Source organism: Nonomuraea sp. NPDC048882 (assembly GCF_040649755.1).
GTDB lineage: Bacteria > Actinomycetota > Actinomycetes > Streptosporangiales > Streptosporangiaceae > Nonomuraea > Nonomuraea maheshkhaliensis.
This window is the reverse complement of the sequence record NZ_JBEZGB010000002.1, coordinates 273,825-295,561: the sequence shown is the minus strand read 5'-3', so window position 1 is coordinate 295,561 and position 21,737 is coordinate 273,825. Positions and strand designations below refer to the sequence as shown.

Annotated in this window: 18 protein-coding genes and 1 pseudogene; 16 read left to right on the top strand and 3 right to left on the bottom strand. The window is 68.2% G+C overall.

Annotated features, from left to right (window positions below):
* Nucleotides 1-110: 110 nt before the first annotated feature.
* Entirely contained in the window at nt 111-2,084 is a 1,974-nt protein-coding gene (gene acs, locus AB0C27_RS06500; RefSeq protein WP_357838804.1) for an acetate--CoA ligase, read from the bottom strand.
* 344 nt (nt 2,085-2,428) lie between these two features.
* Between acs and AB0C27_RS06495 the strand changes: the two genes are divergently transcribed.
* The 6 genes and pseudogenes from AB0C27_RS06495 (at nt 2,429) to AB0C27_RS06470 (ending at nt 10,023) form a co-directional block, all read left to right on the top strand.
* Nucleotides 2,429-3,208 (top strand): oxidoreductase, encoded by a 780-nt coding sequence (locus tag AB0C27_RS06495; RefSeq protein WP_357838801.1) that lies wholly within the window; start codon nt 2,429-2,431, stop codon nt 3,206-3,208.
* 2,004 nt (nt 3,209-5,212) lie between these two features.
* A complete protein-coding gene (gene ssd, locus AB0C27_RS06490; RefSeq protein ID WP_357838798.1) occupies nt 5,213-6,256 on the top strand; it encodes a septum site-determining protein Ssd in 1,044 nt (347 codons plus the stop codon).
* Nucleotides 6,253-7,395: pseudogene (locus AB0C27_RS06485) on the top strand (TadA family conjugal transfer-associated ATPase); the annotation flags it as partial. The gene ssd and the pseudogene AB0C27_RS06485, both read left to right, overlap by 4 nt.
* Before the next feature lie 305 nt (nt 7,396-7,700).
* The gene (locus AB0C27_RS06480; protein ID WP_357838795.1) at nt 7,701-8,417 is read left to right on the top strand and encodes a type II secretion system F family protein; all 717 of its coding nucleotides are present in this window, start codon (nt 7,701-7,703) and stop codon (nt 8,415-8,417) included.
* 415 nt (nt 8,418-8,832) lie between these two features.
* Nucleotides 8,833-9,411, top strand: a complete 579-nt coding sequence (locus AB0C27_RS06475) for a type II secretion system F family protein (RefSeq protein ID WP_357838792.1) — start codon at nt 8,833-8,835, stop codon at nt 9,409-9,411.
* Between the two features lie 348 nt (nt 9,412-9,759).
* Nucleotides 9,760-10,023: a hypothetical protein gene (locus tag AB0C27_RS06470; RefSeq protein WP_357838789.1), complete on the top strand. Its 264-nt coding sequence runs from the start codon at nt 9,760-9,762 to the stop codon at nt 10,021-10,023.
* A 185-nt stretch (nt 10,024-10,208) separates the two neighbouring features.
* On the opposite strand, the gene AB0C27_RS06465 is transcribed toward AB0C27_RS06470, so the two are convergent.
* Together AB0C27_RS06465 and AB0C27_RS06460 are read right to left on the bottom strand one after the other, a co-directional pair.
* A complete protein-coding gene (locus AB0C27_RS06465) occupies nt 10,209-10,985 on the bottom strand; it encodes a tyrosine-protein phosphatase (RefSeq protein WP_357838786.1) in 777 nt (258 codons plus the stop codon).
* 674 nt (nt 10,986-11,659) lie between these two features.
* Nucleotides 11,660-12,763, bottom strand: coding sequence for a helix-turn-helix transcriptional regulator (locus AB0C27_RS06460; protein WP_357840637.1), 1,104 nt, complete (start codon nt 12,761-12,763; stop codon nt 11,660-11,662).
* A 272-nt stretch (nt 12,764-13,035) separates the two neighbouring features.
* On the opposite strand from AB0C27_RS06460, the gene AB0C27_RS06455 reads away from it, so the two are divergent.
* The 10 genes from AB0C27_RS06455 to AB0C27_RS06410 all read left to right on the top strand — a co-directional run bounded on the left by AB0C27_RS06455 (nt 13,036) and on the right by AB0C27_RS06410 (nt 21,698).
* Nucleotides 13,036-13,914, top strand: coding sequence for an SAM-dependent methyltransferase (locus tag AB0C27_RS06455; RefSeq protein WP_357838783.1), 879 nt, complete (start codon nt 13,036-13,038; stop codon nt 13,912-13,914).
* A gap of 300 nt (nt 13,915-14,214) precedes the next feature.
* Complete coding sequence (locus AB0C27_RS06450; RefSeq protein WP_357838780.1) at nt 14,215-14,619, top strand: hypothetical protein; 405 nt, start codon at nt 14,215-14,217, stop codon at nt 14,617-14,619.
* 395 nt (nt 14,620-15,014) lie between these two features.
* Nucleotides 15,015-15,341: a hypothetical protein gene (locus AB0C27_RS06445; RefSeq protein ID WP_357838777.1), complete on the top strand. Its 327-nt coding sequence runs from the start codon at nt 15,015-15,017 to the stop codon at nt 15,339-15,341.
* A 1,469-nt stretch (nt 15,342-16,810) separates the two neighbouring features.
* The gene (locus AB0C27_RS06440; RefSeq protein WP_357838774.1) at nt 16,811-17,227 is read left to right on the top strand and encodes a hypothetical protein; all 417 of its coding nucleotides are present in this window, start codon (nt 16,811-16,813) and stop codon (nt 17,225-17,227) included.
* Nucleotides 17,227-17,586 (top strand): hypothetical protein, encoded by a 360-nt coding sequence (locus AB0C27_RS06435; RefSeq protein ID WP_357838771.1) that lies wholly within the window; start codon nt 17,227-17,229, stop codon nt 17,584-17,586. Before AB0C27_RS06440 ends, AB0C27_RS06435 begins: the two co-directional genes overlap by 1 nt.
* Nucleotides 17,583-18,320, top strand: coding sequence for a hypothetical protein (locus AB0C27_RS06430; RefSeq protein WP_357838768.1), 738 nt, complete (start codon nt 17,583-17,585; stop codon nt 18,318-18,320). Before AB0C27_RS06435 ends, AB0C27_RS06430 begins: the two co-directional genes overlap by 4 nt.
* Nucleotides 18,317-19,030 carry an FtsK/SpoIIIE domain-containing protein gene (locus tag AB0C27_RS06425; RefSeq protein ID WP_357838765.1) on the top strand — a complete coding sequence of 238 codons (714 nt, stop codon included), beginning with the start codon at nt 18,317-18,319 and terminating at the stop codon, nt 19,028-19,030. The genes AB0C27_RS06430 and AB0C27_RS06425 overlap by 4 nt, the downstream gene beginning before the upstream one ends.
* Before the next feature lie 90 nt (nt 19,031-19,120).
* Nucleotides 19,121-19,570 (top strand): hypothetical protein, encoded by a 450-nt coding sequence (locus AB0C27_RS06420; protein WP_357838762.1) that lies wholly within the window; start codon nt 19,121-19,123, stop codon nt 19,568-19,570.
* 269 nt (nt 19,571-19,839) lie between these two features.
* Complete coding sequence (locus AB0C27_RS06415) at nt 19,840-20,103, top strand: hypothetical protein (RefSeq protein WP_357838759.1); 264 nt, start codon at nt 19,840-19,842, stop codon at nt 20,101-20,103.
* A gap of 119 nt (nt 20,104-20,222) precedes the next feature.
* Nucleotides 20,223-21,698, top strand: a complete 1,476-nt coding sequence (locus AB0C27_RS06410; RefSeq protein ID WP_357838756.1) for a replication initiator — start codon at nt 20,223-20,225, stop codon at nt 21,696-21,698.
* Nucleotides 21,699-21,737 lie beyond the last annotated feature (39 nt).

The window sequence follows — 21,737 nt, the reverse complement described above, 5'->3', positions numbered from 1 at the left end:
CACGGTTTCGGCCTGGGGCGGGGGCTTCCGGATATTTCCGGTATGCCCCGTATCCACGGAAGCCCCACGTCCCGAAATATCGGGACATGGGGCCTCTGTGATGTTTGTCGCTAGTCCTCCGCCTTGGCGGAGGGGAGCTTCTCCGAGATGAGGTTCATCACCGTGCTGTCGGCCAGCGTGGTGACGTCGCCGATGCTGCGGTTCTCGGCCACGTCGCGCAGCAGGCGACGCATGATCTTGCCGGACCGGGTCTTGGGCAGCTCGGGCACCACCAGGATCTGGCGCGGCTTGGCGATCGGGCCGAGCGTCTTGGCCACGTGGTTGCGCAGGTCGGAGGCGATGTCGTCGTTCTCCTCCGCCGAGCCGCGCAGGATGACGAACGACACGATGGCCTGGCCGGTCACCGGGTCAGTCGCGCCCACGACGGCCGCCTCGGCCACCTTCGGATGACTGACCAGCGCGCTCTCCACCTCCGTGGTGGAGATGTTGTGGCCGGAGACCAGCATGACGTCGTCCACCCGGCCGAGCAGCCACAGGTCGCCGTCGTCGTCCTTCTTGGCGCCGTCGCCGGGGAAGTACATCCCGTCGAAACGGCTCCAGTAGGTGTCGATGTAGCGCTGGTCGTCGCCCCAGATGGTGCGCAGCATCGACGGCCACGGCTCGCGTACGACGAGGAAGCCGCCGCCGCCGTTGGGGACGCTGTTGCCCTGGTCGTCCACCACGTCGGCGCTGATGCCCGGCAGCGGGCGCATGGCCGCGCCCGGCTTGGCCGAGGTCACGCCCGGCAGCGGGCTGATCATGATCGCGCCGGTCTCGGTCTGCCACCAGGTGTCGACGACGGGGCAGCGGTCGCCGCCGATGTGCTCGCGGTACCAGACGTACGCCTCGGGGTTGATCGGCTCACCGACGGAGCCCAGGACCCGCAGGCTGGACATGTCGTACTTGGCGGGGATGTCGTCACCCCACTTCATGAACGTCCGGATCGCCGTCGGCGCCGTGTAGAGCAGCGTGACCTGGTACTTCTGCACGATCTCCCAGAAGCGGCCGCGGTGCGGCGTGTCCGGGGTGCCCTCGTAGATGACGCTGGTGGCGCCGTTGGCCAGCGGGCCGTACACGATGTAGGAGTGACCGGTCACCCAGCCGATGTCGGCCGTGCACCAGTAGATGTCGCTGTCCGGCTTGAGGTCGAAGACCGCGTTGTGGGTGTAGGCCGTCTGCGTCAGGTATCCGCCGGTGGTGTGCAGGATGCCCTTCGGCTTACCGGTCGTGCCGCTGGTGTAGAGGATGTACAGCGGGTCCTCGGCGTCGTGGGGCTCGGCGGTGTGCTCCTCGCTCTGGCGCTCCACCACGTCGTGCCACCACACGTCCTTGTCGCCGGAGGCGACGTCCTGGCCGGTGCGGCGTACGACGAGGACGTGCTCGACCTGCGGGCACTCGGCGACGGCCTCGTCCACGGTCGGCTTGAGCGCCGACGGCTTGCCCCTGCGGTAGCCGCCGTCGGCCGTGATGACCAGCTTGGCGTCGGCGTCGTCGATCCGGCTCTTCAGCGCGGTGGCCGAGAACCCGCCGAACACCACCGAGTGGATCGCCCCGAGCCGGGCACAGGCCAGCATGGCGATCGGCAGCTCGGGGATCATCGGCATGTAGATCGCGATCCGGTCGCCCTTGCGCACGCCCAGCTCCAGCAGGGCGTTCGTGGCCTTGTTCACCTCACGCTGGAGGTCGGCGTACGTGAGCGTGCGGGTGTCGCCCTCGGGCTCGCCCTCCCAGTGGTAGGCGACCTTCTCGCCGCGCCCCTCCTCCACATGGCGGTCGACGCAGTTGTAGGCGACGTTGAGCTCACCGCCGACGAACCACTTGGCGAACGGAGGATTCCACTCGAGCGTCGTGTCCCAGCGCTTGGTCCACGTCAGCCGGTCGGCCGCCTGCTCCCAGAAGGCCAGGCGGTCCGCGGTGGCCTCGGCGTACGCGGCCGAGGTCACGTTGGCGGCGGCCGCCAGCTCAGCCGGTGGCGCGAACCGGCGATTCTCCTTCAGCAGGTTGGACAGCGCCTGGGTCTCGTTACCAGCGGGCTCCGGGGCCACCTCATGCTCCTTCTATGGCCAGATTGGACAGGTTCGTGTCCCACTTCACCAGCTCACGGCCTCCGTACACAAGAGGTCTAGACAGGTCTGTACCGTCCATACGGGCCGAGCGCGATCTTATCCAGGTGAATGACAAACGCTATTGAAACGTTGTCATCTCGAAATGGAGCTATGTAGTGGGGCGCGTTATGGGCGGATGATCGATAGCAATCCTCAGGCGTGCGGGGGCTCAATTTCCCGGTTTCCCGGGCGCCGGGCACCCGCTTCCCGAGCGTCGGCTCCGCCACTGACAGCCACCACCCGTGGCGGCTGCTCGCTCTTACCCATGGGTAAGGTCAGGTCTCGTGAGTGACCCCTTGGCCGTGATCGCCCAGTTCCCCGGCGTGCGGGAAGCGGTGGACGAGGCCCGCCAGGCGGTGGACCGGCTCTACCGCCACCGCGTACTGCGCCGCGCCAGCCCCGCCGTCTCCACGGAGTCGTCCCTGCGCGGGGCCCGCGCCTCGGCGGCCATCGAGGGCGTGGACGTGCCGCTCGACGCGTTGCGCCGCGACGAGGCGCACGACCCGCTCGTCCAGGGGGCGCTGCGGGCCTCGGCGGAGATGGGACGCCTGGGCTCGACCTGGCGTTCCGCGCCCAGACAGGTGCTGGCCAGGCTGCACGCGGTGGCCGCGGCCGGCCTCGCGCCCCAGGACTCGCTCGGCCGCCCCCGTTCGCTCGACGAGGCCCCCGACCCCCTCTCCCTGGGCCCCGCGCCCTCCGCCGCGGACGCCGCCGCCCGCATGGAGGGCCTGCTCGGGCTGCTCGAACAGCCCACGAAGGCGCCCGCCGTGGTGCTGGCCGCCGTGGTGCACGCCGAGCTGGCGGTGCTGCGGCCGTTCGGCACGGCGGACGGGATCGTGGCCCGCTCGGCCGGGCGGCTGACGCTGGTGGAGTACGGGCTCGATCCGAAGTCGCTGGTGGCGGTGGAGGTGGGGCACCTGGAGCTGCCGTACGGGGAGGCGCTGCGGGCGTACCTGAGCGGGACGCCGGAGGGTGTGGCGGCCTGGGTACAACACTGTGCCTCTGCGGTAACCCTGGGAGTGCGCGAGACGACTGCGATCTGTGAGGCCATGCAGAGAGGCTGACCGGGAAGCGCTGCTCGCCGGCCGCTTGGGATTGGCCGCTTGGGCGCGCTCGGGAGTTTGGACGCTTGGGCGCTTGGGCCTGAAACCGGGTCTAAAGGAAGAAATCTGACACAGCTGACGGCGTCTCAGTCATGAGACGCCGTCTGCAGTGCATCACACCGGGTTACCAAGCGTGCACCTCAATCCGTCGGAGCGGGTCAAGCCCGTCACGACGCGCCTCCCGCGGCTGGTCGCGCGTGGGTGCCCGGCTGATGCACCCGGACATGTAGTCCGGTGACACCTTTCTACGTCGGATTCGCCCTGATGGGAACCCCTCGAGTCAAGACCTTTACCCGCCTATGGCCTCTCGCCTCCTGGGCGGGGCTTGAAGGCACTCGCGGGGGTCGGTTATCAAGCCGTGACGATCACTCTCCGCGATCGTCTTTATGTGATCGTTATGGCGTTACGAAAAAACTTGGCGAAAATACGAGATTGCTCCTCGACGAAACTTGAGTGGATCGGGCAGCATACGGGGGTATCGCCAGAAACTGGAGCGAGCGTGCGGGGGATACCTTTGCGAGTCCCTTGCCAGGCTCCGGTGAAGTGATGAAAGCTTTCTTCTGAAACGGGACCGGCTCTACCCCCCCGGAGCCGGACCGATCAGGCGACCCCCGCTCTCCCCCCCGGCGGGGGTCGCCCCTTTTTCCCACCGTCTCCCCGCTTCGGCCTTGCCCTCCACGGCCTGCTTGCCGCGGTCTGCGGTCTGCTCCCTGAGGTCTGCTTCTCCCTGACATTCGCTTCGCACGGCCTGCTGCCCACGGGTCTGCGGTCTGCTTCTTCGGCCCGCTTTCTCCTACCTGGTCACTGCGGCCTACTCCCTGCGGCTTGCGACCTGCTCTCCGCGACCTGCCCCTACTCCTGATCCCTGCGGTCGTATATGTAGACCCGGCCGCGGCCCTCCGGCGCGCCTGCCCGCGCGATCATCCGGGTGCGGTCTCCCGACCTCCTCCCGACGCTGCCTTCACCGTCTCCCACAAGGAGCATCCACCTCCAGCACGGTCGCACCCGTGGCCTCCCACACCTCCCTCAGAATCGACTGGGCACGCCACACCCGCCATGCCTTGGTGAGCACCGCGCTAGCCCAGACAGATGCCGCACCGTCGCTCCGGACGGGTGCCGCATCGTCAGCTCAGACTGGGTGCAGTACCGCCAGTCCGGACGGAGCCATACCGCCAGCTCAAACAGATGCCGCACTGCCACGGACACACTTCGGACAGATGCTGCACCGTCGGTCCAGGCGGATGCCCCACCGCCAGTCCGGGCACATGCCCCACCGCCGGTCCGGACACCATCGGCTCACCTCTCGTATCGCCCGATCCAACCCACCTTGGTCCGCTACCGCGCCGACCCGTCTGACCTGCTACCTGCACAGTTCCGCACCGGCCCGCAATCCGCGCCGACCTGCCCTTGCTTGCAATCGGGTTAGCCCCGCACTGCGCCTGTAGCCCCCACTGACCTGCCCTGCCTTGCTACCCCCATCGATCCGCACCGGCCTGTTACCCGCGCTGACCCGCCTGGCCTGCAACCGCATCGACCCGCCGTGACCCGCAACCCACCCCGATCCGCGCTGCGCCTGTTACCCGCACCGGCTGCTCCGGCCCGTCAGCCTGGACTCGCCTCCTGCCTTCGCGCCCGCCCGCGCTAACTCGCACGTCGTCCTGAGCCGGTTTCCACGCACGATCACCTTCACCCACGCGGGCTGTCCTCACCCACGCCGGCCGCCTTCACCCACGTGCCGTCACCCTCACCCCTGCCACCCGTTATCCACAGCCCCCACCACCCACCCACCCGTAATCCCCAGAACCGCGTTCGGAGCCCCTCCACCTCCCGCCCTTCCACCAGAGTTGCCCTCCCAACCTCGCCCCGCCACCACCCACTTACCGATGCACCCACCGATGCACTGGTGGATCGATGCACCGGTGCGCCGATCGACGACTTACCCCCTTTCCGGCTGGGAGGCCGACCATGAACCGCCCGTTGGTCATCACCGAAGACCATGCCCTGCTCGACGACCTCGTCCGCATAGCCGCCGCAGCCGGCGCCCAGCTCGACGTGGCCCAGGTCCCCGCCCACGCCCGCCCCTTCTGGAACCTGGCCCCACTCGTCGCCATCGGCGCCGACCAGGCGGACGCGGTGGCCACGACCTCACCCCCGGCCCGAGACCAGGTCCTCCTCGTCACCCGAGACCCGGAAGACCAGGACAGCTGGCGAAAATGCGTGACGGTAGGCGCCCAGTCCGTCGTCACCCTCCCGGCCGACGAACGCCGCCTGGTCGACCTGTTCGCGGACGCCATGGAACCCGACCCCCGCTCAGGCTCCGTGATCTGCGTGATCGGCGGCCGGGGCGGAGCCGGCGCCAGCGTGCTCGCGGCCTGCCTGGCCCTGAGAGCGTCAGCCGACCACCTCCGTACCCTCCTCGTGGACGCCGACCGCCTGGGCGGAGGCATAGACGCCCTGCTGGGTCGCGAGGAGGCGCCGGGCGCCCGCTGGGGAGACCTGGTGGCCAGAGAGGGCCGGATCAATTCCAGTGCACTGCAGGCGGCGCTCCCCGCGTTCGGAGACCTGGCCGTGCTGTCCTTTCACAGAGGCGAGGTGCCGGCGATCCCGGCCCAAGCCATGCGTTCGGTCCTCGAAGCGGGCAGACGGGGCTTCGACCTCGTCGTGGTAGACCTGCCCAGACACCTCGACCCGGCCGCCATCGAAGCCCTGATGAGGGCGAAGACCACGCTGACGGTGGCCACGGCCGACGTGCGCGGCGTCCTGTCGACGGTCCAGATCCTGTCCGAGGTACGCAAGCACACCGCCGACGTACGCGCGATCCTGCGCCCGGGCGTCGTCGACGACGAGACGGTCATGATCTCTCTGGGCATCCCGTCCGCCGGCACCCTCCCCGACCAGCCCAGGCTCACCGCCACCCTCAACCGGGGCGAACTCCCCAGACTGGGCCCCCGCACCGTACTCGGCGCCCTGTGCACCTCCCTCCTGCGCGACCTGCTACCGACGCCATGACGACGCCCGATACCCTCCGCACCAGACAGGCTTCCCCACCCTCCGACGGCGTCGTCTCACCTGACCTGGTCGAAGCCGTCCGCATCCGCCTGGCCCGTACCGGCGTGGAGCCCAGCGCCGCCCAGGTGGCCGTGGCTCTGCGAGCCGAGAAGTCGGTGTACGGCGACGCGGAGATCCTCGCCGTCGCCCGAGCCCTCTGCGCCGACCTGATCGGCGCAGGCCCGCTGGAGCCCCTCCTGGCCCGGCCCGACGTAACGGACGTCCTGGTCAACGGCCCCCGGGAGGTGTGGATCGACGACGGCACCGGCCTGCGCCGCACCTCCGTCACCTTCGCCGACGACGGAGCCGTCCGCAGACTGGCACAACGCCTCGCGACCGCCGCGGGCAGACGCCTGGACGACGCCTCCCCTTACGTGGACGCGCGCCTTCCAGGAGGCGTACGCCTGCACGCCGTACTCCCACCCGTAGCCTCCGGCGGCACCTGCGTCTCCCTGCGCCTGCCCCCACGCCGCACCTTCACCCTGACAGACCTGGTCGCCGCAGGAACGATCGCCCCAGCCGCGATCCCGGTGCTCACGGCCATGGTCACCGCCCGGCTGGCCTTCCTGGTGACCGGCGGCACCGGCACAGGAAAAACTACTTTGCTGTCCGCCCTGCTCTCCCTCGCCGACCCAGGCGAGCGCCTCCTCCTGGTGGAGGACTCAGCCGAACTCCGCCCCCTCCACCCGCACGTCGTCCGCCTGGAAACCCGCCCAGCCAACCTGGAGGGCGCGGGCGGGGTGGAGCTGCGTGATCTCGTACGCCAAGCACTCCGCATGCGCCCCGACCGCCTGGTGGTCGGGGAGGTGAGAGGCGCCGAAGTAGTAGACCTGCTGGCCGCCCTCAACACCGGACACGAGGGCGGCTGCGGCACCCTCCACGCCAACACGGCCGCCGACGTACCCCCACGCCTGGAAGCCCTGGGATGCGCGGCCGGCCTGACCAGAGAAGCCGTACACAGCCAGCTCGCAGCAGCCCTGGACGCAGTCATCCACCTCACCCGCAACCGCTCAGACGGCCGCCGACGCATCGCGGAGATCTGCCTCCTGTCCAGAACACCCTCGGGCCTCGTCGAGTCGATTCCAGCCTTGACCTTCACCCCCACAGGCCACCCCCACCCCGGCCCCGCCTACGAATACCTAAAAACCCAAACCCACCCCCCACCCCCACCCAACCTCCCACCTCGTTCGCCCTCGCCCAGCTCCTCACCCCGCTCACCCCGGCCCAACTTTTCGACCCGCCCCACCTCCACCCAGCTCTTCAACCACGAACCTCAGCCCAGCACTCGACCTGGAACTCCGACGGCGCCCAAACTCAGCACCCGGCTTAGCGTCGCACCCGACGTAGCGTCCGGCGGCGACCTTCGACCCAACACCCACCCAATTCCCCTCGCGAAGCGAACCCCATGACCAGCGCATTTCTAGCCGCACTGTCCACAGCGTGCGCCATCTGGCTGTGGACAGGCCCCACCGTGGCCACCACCCGCCTGAGCAGACTCCTGAGGCCCTCACATGACTCCAACCGGCCGCACAACGCATCCCTGTCCAAGCTCCTCACTCGTCCCAGCCCTGCCCGCCGAGCCGAAGCCTGGCGACGAGTCTCGATCGAGCTGTGCCAGTCCCTGTCGGCGGAGCTCTCCGCCGGCCGTACTCCAGGCGAAGCCCTCACCAGAGCCGTCACAGCGGTGGAGTTCCCCGACCCCGACCTCCTCCGCCCGATCATCGCCGCAGCCAGGGACGGCGGCGACGTACCAGCAGCATTGACCTCGTCGGCCCCACCTCAGGGAGGCGAGGGCCTACGTCAACTGGCCGCCTGCTGGGAAGTCGGCACCACGGTCGGCGCCAGCATGGCCTCCTTGGTCGACCGGGTGGCGCACACGTTACGGGTGGCCCAAGCCCACCGCCAGGACGTCGCCGCACAACTGGCAGGCCCACGCACCACAGCCAGAATGCTGGCTCTACTCCCAGCCCTCGGCCTGCTCATGGCAGGAGCCCTGAACATGCACCCCCTGGACTTCCTGTTCGGCAGCATCCCGGGCTTCATGTGCCTGATCGCGGGCATCGCCCTCGACGCCTGCGGCCTGTGGTGGACCAACCGCATGGCCACCCAAGCCCAAGCCTGACCTCACCTCAGCCGCCCTCGACTCGAACCGCGTCCGCCCACCCTGTGTTGGCTCCGCGTCCGCCCACCCCGTGTTGGCTGACCGGTGCATTTCCACCTCACCCCTGCATGAACACGAACACGAACCTCCACCACCGCCCGACAACGAAGGCGCCGAGTTCACGATGATCCAGCTGCTGTCCGCTCTGTGCGCCGGAATGGCCGCCTGGCTGTGGTTCTCCTCAAAGACCCCCACAGAACGCCTAGCCCGCCTACACCCACAGACCGATGCACCACGCACCCCCACCACACCCCATCCCCAACATCCCCAAAGTCCCATAAGCCAGTCCAACCACCACTCCCCAGATGGCAACCAGCCCCCTCCGTGGCTCACCACCCAAGACCCACGCCGCCGCCCGAGCCGCAAAACCCTGCTCATGGCCACCTGCACGGGCCTGATCTCCGGACTCCTGATCGGCGGCTACACCGGCCTGGCAACTGCCGTCGTCATCACCCCGGCAACGGCACTCGTCCTCCACAGAAAGGAACCCCAGCAGAGCCACCACGACCGCCGCCGCATCACCACAGACCTGCCCTTCGCCGCAGACCTGATGACCGCCTGCCTACGAGCGGGCCGCCCTGTGAGCACCGCCACCGAAATCACCGCCACCGCGATAGGCGGCCCTCTGGGCGAACGCCTGACCTGGGTGAGCAGCCAACTACGTCTTGGAGCGGACCCCGAACCAACCTGGGCCGCCCTGGCCGCAGATCCCGCCATGGGCCAGCTGTCCCGAGCCATGAGCCGAGCAGCTCAGAGCGGCGCCCCCGTAGCGGACGTTCTGACCCGCCTGGCAGACGACGCCAGGGAGGCAGCGCGAGCCACGTCCGTCGCCGCAGCAAGAAGCGTAGGCGTCAAGGCAGTAGCCCCCTTGGGCCTGTGCTTCCTCCCCGCATTCGTCCTGCTCGGCATCATCCCGGTCATAGCCGGCTTGGCCTCCACCATCACCCTCCCATAACGCCCCCATCCGACCCCCGAACCTGCGACCCCCGAGCCCGACCCGCGAAACCCCGAACCCGCGAATGACGAAGGGCGCGGCTCTTCCTCACCGGTGACAGACCCTGAACTGCGCGCACCCAGAGCGCGAGCCACACACGAATCCTTTGAGGCCATAGCCAAGCGCCGACTACGTTGATCCGACATGGGTCGAAGCCGTCCTCCCCGCCGCCTTGTCGTGGGATCGCTCACCTACCACTGGAGAGCAGGTCACCGTCACGAGCGCTACCAGGACGAAGCAGATCTCCCACGGAACGACGACTGCCGGGAGGTTCTGAGTCTCCGGCAGGCGGGGGCCCGGGGCCGGTTGGTGATCGTCTTCCGTAAAGGGCCCGGCCGTCTGGTCAACGACGGCATGTTCCACGACGGCGGAGTGCTACGAACCAGCGACCGCGCCTACCTCAACCTGCACCGCCCAGGGGTCGCCCGTGCCTTGCTGGACGAAGCCCTGGAACGCGGCCACGACTTCGCACCTGCCGAAACAATCGAAATCGACGGGTGGGAACTCATCGACGGCGCGCTGAGACGCCTGCGCCCACCCGATCAGCCTGCACCGCAGGATGATCAACCCTGACCATCCAGACCCGCAACGGAGGTAGCCACCGCTCCGCTGGTAGACCTCAACAACCCAGGTCAGACAGTCCCTGAGAACGAGCTACCCCGAGGACGAAGAAACCCCGATGGACAGAACCCCGACGGACGCGCGAGGTGTTCGGCCACCTTGTCCGCCTGCACCTTGTCCACCTGCACCTTGTCCACCTACTGCACGAGCCGACCCCGAAGTGCGGTGAGATCCCCGTCCTCCAGCCCGTGCGCACGCAGATGAGCTTCAACATCCAACCCATCCAGCGCGCCCAGTAGAGCAGCCCGGGCGGTCGTGTTCTTACTCGCGAGGATGTCGCGAATCTTCTCGGTCTGGTCATCAATACCGAGCACCTCGAACAGCGGCGGCAGCCGCTCAGTGCTCAGCTCGTAATCCGACGCGATGTCAGCAGGCGCCACCCCGGCCAGAGCCAGCAACAACATCACGACGAGCCCGGTGCGATCACGCCCAAGCCCACAATGAACGAGCACTCCGCCCGGCCGCGCACGAGCAACGGCCGCGACAGCAGCCGCGCACTGCCGCGCCTTCCGCTCGATGAAGACCCGGTAGTAGAGCGGCGAACCATCGAGCTGGTTGTCCCACAGGTAGTTCCAGAACGCAGCATCCGCGGCATCATCCAGCGGTACGCGCACAGTGGTCAGGCCGGTCGGCCGATCCCACTGATCCTCCCGCCGTTCGTCGTCGTTGCGCAGATCGACCACCGTCCGAACGCCGTGTCCGACGAGCGCCGACCACCCCTCTGAAGTCAGCCTTTCCGGATTGTCCGAACGAACTACGGCCCCACCACGAATCGCGCCGCCTCCGGCCACCGGTATGCCGCCGAGATCCCGCACGTTGAAGCATCCCTCCCAATCGAGATGCCGTACAACGTTCACAGAGCCCTCACCTGCAGAAACCGCACCCACTTCGGGCATATGCGTGGATTCCTTCATGCATGCTCAGACGCGCCTCCGCAGACCTTTGTTGTCTTGCGCCAATCAATTAGGACCGTCCGCCAGACACGGTGACGCCAGCCGCCAGCCGCACCCCGCCCCGTTATCCACAAGCGAGCACTCAACGCCGCACTTATCCCCAGAAGAAGGATAGGCGGCTGTGGATAGAGAAAAGAGATCGCTTATCCCCTGGTCGGGGGGTTGTCGTGTGTCTGACCTGCGGAAAGACGGGAAGGGGGGAATCGGGGTGTCTCGTAGGGTCTCGCTAGTGCTCACTGTGGCTGACTGTTCGCGGGCCATACACGGGCCAAGCTTTCGGGTGGTGAGCTGGGGTTTTCCGGCTACGCGCCTCTCCCCGTCGTAGCCTTCCCGTCTGTCGTCGCCCACCTGCCGGGAAGCGTGCCGGGGCTTGGGGGGAAAGATGGAGCTCCCTACTGGAAGAACGATCTTTCCCCCCAAGCCCCGGCATGCTCGGCTTTGGTGTGGGGCGACGACAGGAGGGAAGGCGGGTCCCCACCGCAACCCTTCAACAGCCTTCAAGGTCAAGATCATCGCCATCCCGGAGTCTGAGCCCCCGCCGGAGGCGGGGACCTTCAGGCCTTGCCGCGTTCTACGGTGAGTCCAGCGGGCCAGAGGCACGCAGTGCGGTGCCCCGCCCGAGGGGGTTCCCAAAATTAAGAACTTGTAGTTTCAGGGGCTAGCATTCCATGCAACCTCTCGCGCGCAATGTGAACTTCCGGGATTCTCTCCCATTGCTTCGTGCGGTTAAGGATCTCTCGTACGCGCGTATTAACGCGGGCTGAGCTGATGAAGGGCAATGCCCGTGTGAGCGTACCCATGTATTCGGCCGTGAGACCTGGGCGACCTGCTCTGATGGCGGTCTGAGCTTGGCGGCCTAGATATTGGGCCTGGAATAGCGGTGAGTACTGGCCCATAGCATCAGCGGCTTTGCGGAGGAGGACATTGGCATGATCGTACTCCCCCAACTGGCTCAACCCGATAGCGACGTCGCCACCAAGCGCTGCCTCGGCAAATGGGCTCAGCCCGTGCGCGTCTAGAGCCGTTTCGAGCGCATTCCTCGCGTCCCGATCATGGCCTCTGATGCTGACCAGCGCACGCCCTAGTCGCATGTAGAGACTGGATGCCCTGCTGGCGGGTAGATCCGGAATCCGTAGCCCTCGCTGAGCGTACTGAAGGGCGCGTGTCGAGTCGCTCCGGTAGAGAGCTACTCGGCTCAAGGCGTCGTAGGCGCGGGCCTGCGCCGGGAAGTCCTGCGCGTGATGGGCAAGCTCAAGTGCAACGGTGCCTGCATGCTCAGACTGAGCTAACTGTCCAGCGTCGTAAAGCGTGACACTGACCTGGTACATCAAATCTGAGGCTGCTTCTTGGAGCTGCGTGCTCAGAGACGAAATACGCAGAGCACCCACATGTCTGGTGTGCACGAGAGCGCGAGATATCAGAGGCATTCCGCCGAGCTCGTATCGGCTACGCGCCAGACTGTCAGTCAGAGTCCTTACATAGTTGTGATCAAGGTAAGGGTCAGCGTTGGCAGTCGAAGGCACGAATACGACAGAGGCGGCGGCGGCCAGAAACTCCCTGCGCTCCACAGGTTCCTCCACAGATGGCGAGAAGCGAACCTCCCAACCGACCCGCGAGAGAAGCTCTTGTGCTCTGGCCAGCCCTGTATCGGCGACGCCCCGGCAGACCTTTGAGATCCAAGCTTGAGACACCCCCAACTGTTTGGCGAGCTGGGTCTGTGTCCAGCTCCGCTGTTCCATGATCGCCTTGAGCGCGTCGGGGAGAGTCCGGACTTCCACTAGCTGAGCGTATAGCGGAGAGGTATTGGCTTCACAGAGTTCTTTTCCTCTGAGGAATACCCCCGCTGGTCTCGCGAAAACTGAAGCGAGAGCATGGCAGCCCCAGTGAGAACCATCACACCAACACGTGACGGCATCCACGGGTGATCTGCCAGGAGCTGAAACGGCCCCGGCCCCGGTGCACGAACACCGGGGTAGTCCCGGGGCCTTGATCAGGAATGAGGTCCTGACCCATGGCACAGCATAAGGCGAGAGACGGAGCGGGGAAGTACGGCAAAGACAGCCGTACGGGGTTGGATGCGGATCTGCTGGGGCATCGCGCGAAGGTGCAGCCTCCGGCCGTGGTTCCGGCGGTGCCGAATGTGGCGCGGATGTATGACGTGTTGCTGGGGGGTAAGGACAACTACGCGTGTGATCGGGCGGCGGTTCAGGGGGTGTTGCGGTCGAATCCGGCTGCGAAGCTGTGCGCGCTGGAGAATCGGGCGTTTCTGTGTCGTGTGGTGCGGTTCCTGGCTGGGGCGGGTATCCGGCAGTTCCTGGATATCGGGTCGGGGTTTCCGGGTGAGAGCAACGTGCATGAGGTGGCGCAGCGGGAAGCGCCGGATGCGCTCACGGTGTACGTGGACTATGACCCTGTGGTGCTGACGCATGCGCGGGCGCTGCTGGCGACGGATGCACGGACGGTTGTGGTGTGTGAGGACATGCGGCGTCCGGAAGAGATTTTGGCGGGCGCGGCGGGTCTGCTGGATTGGCGTGAGCCGGTGGCGGTGCTGCTGGTGGCGAGCCTGCATTTCGTGACGGCGGCGGATGATCCGTACGGGATCGTGGCGACGCTGATGGGTGCGACGGTGCCGGGGAGTTATCTGGTGGTGTCGCATGTGCTGGAGACGGCGGGTACTCGTGCGGCGGTGGGCGGGTATGAGGGGGCGTCCGCGCCGGTGGCGCTGCGTACGCCTGAGGAGATCGCGCGGTTCTTCGGGGTGGCTGGGACGGATCTGGTGGAGCCGGGTTTGGTGCGGGTGCCGTTGTGGCGGCCGGAGATGCATCCGGAGTTTGCGTGCAGGGACGCCGAGCTGGTGGATGTGCTGGGCGGCGTGGGGCGGCGGGCGTGATGGCGCGGGCGCTGGTGGCGAGTCCGGCTGGTGAGCTGGCGCGGGCGTTGTCGGCGGAGCTGGGGCGGCGTGGTATCGCCTCTCAGGTGTCGGAGTGCGAGGGGATAGCGCTGGTCGGGGTGTGGTCGGTCGGGCTGGCGGTGTGGTGTGAGTGGAGCGGCAGCGGGTGGCGTTTTCGGTGGGGTGTGGACGCGTCGGGTCCTGGGGGCCGGTTGCGTTACACGGCTTGTCCGGGGTCGGCGGTGGAGACGGCGGGGCGGCGGATCGCGTCGTTGTGCAAGGACCGGCGGAGGTGCGGAGGTGAGTGAGGATCCGGGGTATGTGCTGGTGCGGCGGGATGCGTGCGGCCCGTTCGTGCAGATCCGGTATGGCCTGGATGTGCTGGTGAGTGTGCGACTGGAGGTGTGGGCGGGCTTTGTGGATGCCGTCTGCGGTGGCCGGTACGTGCCGCAGCGGCTGCCGGAGCGGCGGGGGTGGGTGAGGTGCACGCTCGATGAGCGGTGGGAGGTGCCTTCGGATGCGCGGCTGGTGGTGACTCCGGTGGGGTGGCGTCCGAAGGTGTTCGAGGTCCCGATGAAGGTGTGGAAGCGGTTCGAGGGTGCTGCGCGGAGTGAGGCTTTCGCGGGTCTGGGCGTGGAGTGGACAGGTGGGCCGGAGACGGGCGGCGGTCAGCCCTCCAGTTCGGAGCAGCCCGAGGCGACGTAGGCCGTGGGCCCTGTGTGCATGCTCGTGTGTCCTTGGTGATCGGCTGAAAGGGCGCGTGCTTCTCTCTCCCGCGCGCGTCCGTGGGGCCGGTCGATTCCCCCTGGTTGACCGTCGCCGCTCGCTGGTGACGGCTGGCCCGCGACCGGGGGTTGGCGGCCCCCGTCTGGGTCCCTGGGCGGGGGCCGCTTCATGAAGTGGGCGAAGTTCACGAGAGGAGTCCTTCGTGGGTAAGTCAGGTAACCGTGCGCGGTGCAAGAGGTCGGGGAAGCTGTGTTTCGTTTTGGAGGGTGAGGTGCTGCGCGAGTTACGGAGCATCCGTGCCAATGCTAGATGGCGGCCTTACCCGCTGGTGGGGGGTCGCACGTTTAGCCGGATCGCAAAAGGAGCGTGGGCGAGTGGTTCTGCCTCACCAGATTCAGGCCATAGGAGTTATGGCCTTACGTGTCACTGGAGTTGAGCCTGAGTGGGCGATTCGGGGCCGCGTGTATTCGATGACGCTGGTGAAGGGATCAAGGGTTCTCAGGTACACGCTCTATCTTCCGGTCAACGGGCTGAGGCGGGAGTTCTACAGCCTGACGATCGACGGTGAGGAGATCGACATCGGGAGCGTGGGGGAGGCTATGCGGGAGTTTGCCGGGAAGAGCCGTGAGAGCAGGCTTCCGGCGTCTGCCCCGCAGAAGACCCCGCAGCAATTACGCCGGGGGGTCGTCATGCGGAACTAGGGGCGTGGAGAGAACTTCCTGCGTGATGCGCCGTTGGTCGAATCTGGCCCCATCCGCAGGGGTGGGCCGTGGAACGCAGTCCGTCAAAGGAAGGGCAAGGATATGGAAGGGGAAGGGAATGAGCGCGAGGCTGACTGAAGTCGTTGCTGAGCCGGAGGAGTTGACGGAGGTGGAGGAGACCGAAGAGAGCGCCGAAGAATTGTCAGAGGTGGCGACTAACGACCACTGAACGATTTAGCAGTCAACGGCCCCCGTCCATCATCCCGGACGGGGGCCGCTCTTATGACGTGGGCGGAGTGTCCGCCTGGAGTGCGAGCCGGGAACAGGTGGCCGGGGGATGGACTGTCACCGGGGTTTACGTGTGGTCGAGCGAGGTCAGCGGTCGGTGTCGGTGAGCGCCGGGCGCTCGTGGGTCTGGTTAAAGGGACGCAGTCCCGGTCCAGATCCGGTCCGGTGTGAACGACGCCGATCGCCTTCGCTCGACCCCAGCCCGGTACACCCCCTCACGGGCAAGTCAGGTTCGTGCGCGCGGATGGTGCGCAATCCCAGCACGGGCGCACACCACGCCAGGCATGGTTCGCGGGCGGGGCGGGACGGTCCGCAGCGGGCTAAGCGCCTCCGCAGGGGGTCTGGGCGTCGGTGGGTGCGGGGCGGTTCGGCGGCCGGGGGTGAGGGCGTGCCGTCGGACGGCGCGGGCGAGCACGGCGCGCTAGCGCCGCGCGCAGTCCCGTGTCCGGTCCGCCGGCGCGTCCCGATACCCCCGGGTCGCCTGGGCGCGGTACCGGGGTGACGGTGAGTGCTCTCGACGATCCCGCATGGCCGCGCGGGGTTTGGTTGTTGGCCGCGAGCGGAGCAATGCGGCCGGGGCGCGAGCGCAGCGATGCGCCAAGGGAGGGGGCAAGGGGAGGGCAGCGCCCTCCCCCTTGGGGAGGGGACCGGGGAGGGGCACGACCCCTCCCCGTGGGCGTGGCCGGGAGTGGAGTGCCGGGTCTGCCGATCGCCTGGGTTCTGGAGTGTGTAAGTCCGCTGTCCCCCTTCTTGAGGATGGGGGCGGTGACGCGGGCGGGTGTGGGGGGTGGGTGGCGGGCTGCGTCCCCGTGATCACTCATATCAAGATCGTTCCCGCGGGGGTGGCCCGGCTCGGCCGGGCGCTTGATCTAGTAGGGAAACTCATCACACAGCACCGCGTCGGGCCTGGGCGGGCTGGGCGGGCTGAGGGGGGCGCGCTCGCCCGACCTCGGGATCGGGCCGGGCCAGCGCTCGGGCGGAGCGGAACCCCCTCAGCCTCCAAACCGCCCGTCTACGGATAGTAGTCGTCCGGTTGCGGCGAGCAAAAGGGCTTATAGCAGGCGTGGAGTTTCTAGGCGTGGCTCATGCCGTACCGGTATCGCGCTGAACTATTCGAACACATATTCGAGTACTGCTTTCCAGAGTGGGGGTCATAGGGGCCCCCGGGATGGGAGGCACAGATGCGGTTCCCGATCGACACGAGTCAGCTCGCCTTCACGGTGACGTCCCCGCCGATGGCGGCGAAGGACTTCGCCACGAAGAAGGTGAAGGTGACCGAGGACGGTCAGCCGGTCATGGTGGTGAAGCTGCTGGCGATGGACGGCACCGACTCCACCACGATCAAGTTCAACATGCCGGGTGAACAGCACCACCTGACGCCGGGCATGCCGGTGCGGGTGGAAGGGCTCGCCTACGGCATGGCCAAGGACGGCGATGTCCGGTGGTGGACGGCTGCGGCGGTGGTGCCGATGCACGCGGCCGGTGCTGCGGCCGGTGCTCCGGGGGGGCGTAACCCGCACGGGGCGGCCGGTAGTGGGGCGGCCGGGGCTGGGTCGGCTCGGCACTCGACGGCTCGTCCGGGTGAGGGCGAGGGCTGATGGATCTGGTCATCGGTCCGGCCGGTACCCGGGTCCATCTGTGGCGGGTGCCGCACGGGTGGCCGCTGCTGAGCTTCACCAGCTTCACGGGACAGCTCGTGGTGGTCCGGGTGGATCATCTGTCGCCGGGGGTGGCGCGCTGGTTCGCCGCGACGCTGGCACAGGCGGCTGAGGCGTTCGCCGGTGAGGTGGACGGCTGCGCGGAGATCGCGGCGGGTGAGCCGGGGTGGCTGCGGCGGGCCGGTACGGCGGAGCTGTCCGGCGCGATGCCGGTGGACCTGGGCGACCCTGCCGGGGCGGCCGGGGTGCCGTCGCTGACGCACTGGCCACCGACACCAGAGCGCGGAGGCCCGTCATGAGCGCCATGTTCGGGCCGCAGGTTCCGGGGCGTCCCTCCGGCCTGCCCCCTGCGCTGGAGACCCCGGCAGTCCCGATCCGGGCACAGTCCACGCCGGGGTCCCGGCTGACGGTCTACCTGCTGCGTCCGGCGTGGCTGTGGCGGCGTGAGCTGGCGCTGACGCTAGCCGTGCTCGCTGCGGTGGGCGGTAGCTGGCTGGTCGGGGACTGGCTGTTCGCGGTGATGATCGCGGTCAGTCTGGGATCTCTGCTGAGCGTGCCCGACGTGCGGAGCTGGCTGGCCGGTCTGTTGTGGCGGGCGCGGGTGATCCGGCGCTGGGATGCCGCGTGCCGGTTCGCGGGCTTGGCCACGCACAACGATCGGGTGCCCCGGATCGTGGTGGCGGTGCGGACTCCGGCTGGGGAACGGCTGCGGGTGCGGCTGCCCAAGGGCGGCGCTGCGGTGGATGTGGCCGATCGCGGGCCGTGGCTGGCCTCGTCGCTGGAAGCCTCCCGGGTGGAGGTGGAGGCCGATGAGGACAACGCCCGGTTCGCGGAGGTAGAGGTGATCCGCCGTGATCCCCTCGACGGCTTCGGGGTGCTCACCTGGCCCTGGGCACCGGCTCCGGATGAGGGGTGGGTGGCCAGTGCCTGGGATCCGGTGCCGGTGGGGCTCGGCGAGACGGGCGAGCTGGTGACGGTCGCGCTGCTGGGCAACGCCAGTACGCCGGAGATCGGGCGGGGGGCGCAGCGGTGAGCGTGCATGTGCTCCTCGGAGGTGCCCCCGATGCGGGTAAGTCCGTGGCGCTGCACACGCTGACGGCGGGCCTGATGCTCGACCCCAACACGCAAGGGCTGTTCATCGACGGCAAGGGCGGGGTGGAGCTGGCCGCGTGGGAGAAGGTGGCCCATGGCGGGGTGCGCTGCGACATCGACAGCGCGACCGAAGGTCTGGAGTGGGCGCGCAAGCGGATGGACGAGCGCTACGCCTACCTCAGCTCGGCCGGTGCCCGGAAGATCACGCGCGGAATGGGCTTCGGTCTGCTGGCCGTGGTGATCGATGAGCTGTCGGCGTTCACGCTCCACCCGGACAAGAAGAAGCGGGAAGCGTTCCTGGTGCCGCTGCATGATCTCGGCGCGCGGGGCCGCGCGGCGGCGGTGCGGGTGATCGCGGCGACGCAGAAACCCGGCAGCGACGTGGTGCCGACCTACATCCGGGATCTGTTCGATATCCGGTGGGCGCTGCGCTGCACCACCAAAGAGGCTTCGGACACGGTGCTGGGCTCCGGCTGGGCCGCACGCGGCATCGACGCCTCAACCATTCCGCTGGAGGCGGCCGGGGTCGGCTACCTGCTGGCCGGGCGCTCCGGCCCGGTCCGCGTCAAAGGGTTCCACCTGTCCGACGCGCAACTGTCGGACCTGGCGGCGTACGCGGCTGAGCTGCGCACCGCCGCCGCCTGGGAGTGAAGGCGGGTCTGCCGGCTTCGCTCACCTGGGAAAACACGCAAGTTCACATCCAACAACAGGGGATCAGTCCCCGCATAGAGAGGAATCACCATGTTCAAGACGTCCACGCTGTTCGCCGCATCCGTCATCGCCGCGCTGGTGGCCGTGAGCCCCCTCACCTCCTCCTCGGCGAACGCCACCAGCACGACCAGTACCACGACCAGCGCGACGGGCAGCACGGCTAGCGCGAGCACGACCAGCGCGACCAGCGCGACCGGGAAGGCGCGGGCGTCGGCGTGCCGGAAGATCGTCATCACCGGCGTCCGGGTCGCCGTGCGGGAGTTCGCGTTCACCAACGGGGACGTTCTCCGGGTCCGCGACACCGGGAGCACGCTGACCTCGTGCGGGGTTTTGCGGGGCGGCGGCGCGAACGGTTACGCCGACAAGTGCGGTCGTACCGGCCACGATTGGTTCCAGGTGATCATCCCGGCCACCCGCAACTGGCTCGGGCAGAGCGTCACGCGGGGTTTCGTGCCCGTGACGTGCGCTCGCGTCCGCTGACGAGTGTGCTCGTGCCCTAGCGGCTGCGGGGCCGCGTAGAAAGCCGGTGAGCTGCCCGGAAGGTCATCACCGACCGGGCGGCTTTCCGGAAACGGCAATTACCTGCGGAAATGTCGCGGAGAGATCGAACCAATCGGGTGCTTGGTGCGTATAACCGGTATCTGACAAGCCCTTACCACTGTGGCGAAGGGTGCATGTAAGGCCGGGATGATCCCGCGTGATGGGAGCGGGAGCGGACCGGTGCCGAGACACGAGGGAGAGGACGCACAGTGAAGGTCTGGACGATCACAGGCCGGGAAACCACGCCGGTGGAGATCAGCGACGAATATGCCGCTGAGCGCTTCGTGGCGTGGCTGTTTAAAGCCGGGCGGGCGGAACTGGAGCACACCTTGAAGACGTTCGCGCACGCGCCGTGGAGGGACGGCGGGCTGGGCGCGTCCTTCCTGGAGGGGCCGGAAGACCTCGACGCGTTCGCGCGCGTGGTGCGGGAGCGGTGGCATCCGCTGACGGCGGGCGAGGCCGCAGCGAAGTAGCCACCCGAGGCCGGGGCGATCGGTGAGGTTCCGGCACGGATCGGGGACGCGACGCAGCCAACGAGGGGCGGGCCGGTGGGGACCCGCCCTTTGGCGTCTGCGGGACAGGAGCTTGTCAGATGAGTACGACGTTACAGACACACGTGCGGACACAGACGGTGCTCGGGCAGATGATCGCCCGGGTCGCCGATGAAGACGCCTACCGCCGATGGGCCGGGCAGGTGGAACGGGCCGGGCACTGCGTGCGGCCGATCCAACTGGCCGGATCGGCGGCGACGGTCAACACGCAGACCGGTGAGGTAGAGGCGGCCTATTCCAGCGCGGGTGAGCCGGGCGGGGTGTTGCTGGTGGCGTGCAAGGATCGGCGCGAAAGCGTGTGCCCGCCGTGCGCGGCGCGCTACCGTGCCGATGCCTGGCACGTGTTCGCCGCTGGTGTCAGGGTGAACAGGGTAGATCAGCACGGCGGGCCTGCGCAGAGGGTAGCGAATCCGCTGGTGCTGGCCACGTTCACCGCGCCGAGCTTCGGCCGGGTGCACGCGGCGCGGGACGGTGGGGTGTGCCGGATGCCGCGTCGGACGACTGGGGACGGCAAGCGTGCCAGGAGAGTGTGCGAGCACGGTAAGCCGTTGTGGTGCCCGGCCCGGCACGATGCTCGGGATGGGCTGGTCGGCGCTCCGCTGTGTGTGGACTGCGCGGACCTGGCGGGGATGGTGCTGTTCAACGCGAGCGTCGGAGAGCTATGGCGGCGCACGGTCATCTACGTCTACCGGGCGCTGGCCGCGCTCGCGCCTGCTGTCGGCGGGCGGCCGGTGGGGGTGCGCCAGATCCGGGAACTGCTGCGGCTGAGCTATGTCAAGGTGGCCGAATTCCAGAAGCGGGGCGTGGTGCATCTTCATGTGCTGGCCCGGCTGGATGGGGTGAACCCCGACGATCCCGACGCGGTGACGGCTGCCCCGGCGTGGGCGGGAGTGGAACTGCTGACAGCGGCCCTCGGGCGGGCGGCCGGTCGGGTGAGTGTGGAGCTGCCCGTGGTCGATGGGCACACGGCGGCGGTGGCGCGGTGGGGCAGGCAACTGGACATCCGGCCCGTGCAGGCCGATGAGGTGAACGGCGCGCGGGTGGCGGGGTACCTGGCCAAGTACGCGACCAAGACCGTGTCCGACAGTGTGAGTGGTCTGCCCGCCTCACGTCCCCCCGCCGGTGAGGCGGGCGAGATAGGGACGGTGCCGGAGCACGTGGCGGCGCTGACGGACACGGTGCGCAGGCTGGCGCGGCTGGCCACCTGCCGATCCCTGCGGCTGGGGCGGCACGTGCACACGCTGGGCTTCCGAGGGCACGTCACGTCCAAGAGCCGCCGCTACTCCACCACGTTCACCGCGCTGCGGCAGGCTCGGCGGGCCTGGCGTCAGGCCAACAGGACGCGTGAGCACGACCCGTGGGCGCAGCAGGACGACGGGGCGGAACGGGTCATCGTCGGTGAGTGGCGGATCGCCGGGGTCGGGTACCGCAACCTGGGCGATCGGGTCTGGGCCGAAGTGCTCGGCCGTGAACATCGCCAAGCCCGCGAGGCGCAACGCCTCGGGCTGACCGCCTGAAGGTCGCGGGCGGACCCGCCGGCCGAATCGGCGAGCCTG

Bases quoted from the DNA above. Each gene is read 5' to 3' on its own strand.
- AB0C27_RS06455 (WP_357838783.1), top strand. From the start codon at position 13,036: ATGGCACAGCATAAGGCGAGAGACGGAGCGGGGAAGTACGGCAAAGAC.
- AB0C27_RS06435 (WP_357838771.1), top strand. From the start codon at position 17,227: ATGGATCTGGTCATCGGTCCGGCCGGTACCCGGGTCCATCTGTGGCGG.
- AB0C27_RS06440 (WP_357838774.1), top strand. From the start codon at position 16,811: ATGCGGTTCCCGATCGACACGAGTCAGCTCGCCTTCACGGTGACGTCC.
- AB0C27_RS06430 (WP_357838768.1), top strand. From the start codon at position 17,583: ATGAGCGCCATGTTCGGGCCGCAGGTTCCGGGGCGTCCCTCCGGCCTG.
- AB0C27_RS06475 (WP_357838792.1), top strand. From the start codon at position 8,833: ATGGCCACCTGCACGGGCCTGATCTCCGGACTCCTGATCGGCGGCTAC.
- ssd (WP_357838798.1), top strand. From the start codon at position 5,213: ATGAACCGCCCGTTGGTCATCACCGAAGACCATGCCCTGCTCGACGAC.
- AB0C27_RS06410 (WP_357838756.1), top strand. From the start codon at position 20,223: ATGAGTACGACGTTACAGACACACGTGCGGACACAGACGGTGCTCGGG.
- AB0C27_RS06420 (WP_357838762.1), top strand. From the start codon at position 19,121: ATGTTCAAGACGTCCACGCTGTTCGCCGCATCCGTCATCGCCGCGCTG.
- AB0C27_RS06460 (WP_357840637.1), bottom strand. From the start codon at position 12,763: ATGGAACAGCGGAGCTGGACACAGACCCAGCTCGCCAAACAGTTGGGG.
- AB0C27_RS06465 (WP_357838786.1), bottom strand. From the start codon at position 10,985: ATGAAGGAATCCACGCATATGCCCGAAGTGGGTGCGGTTTCTGCAGGT.
- AB0C27_RS06480 (WP_357838795.1), top strand. From the start codon at position 7,701: ATGACCAGCGCATTTCTAGCCGCACTGTCCACAGCGTGCGCCATCTGG.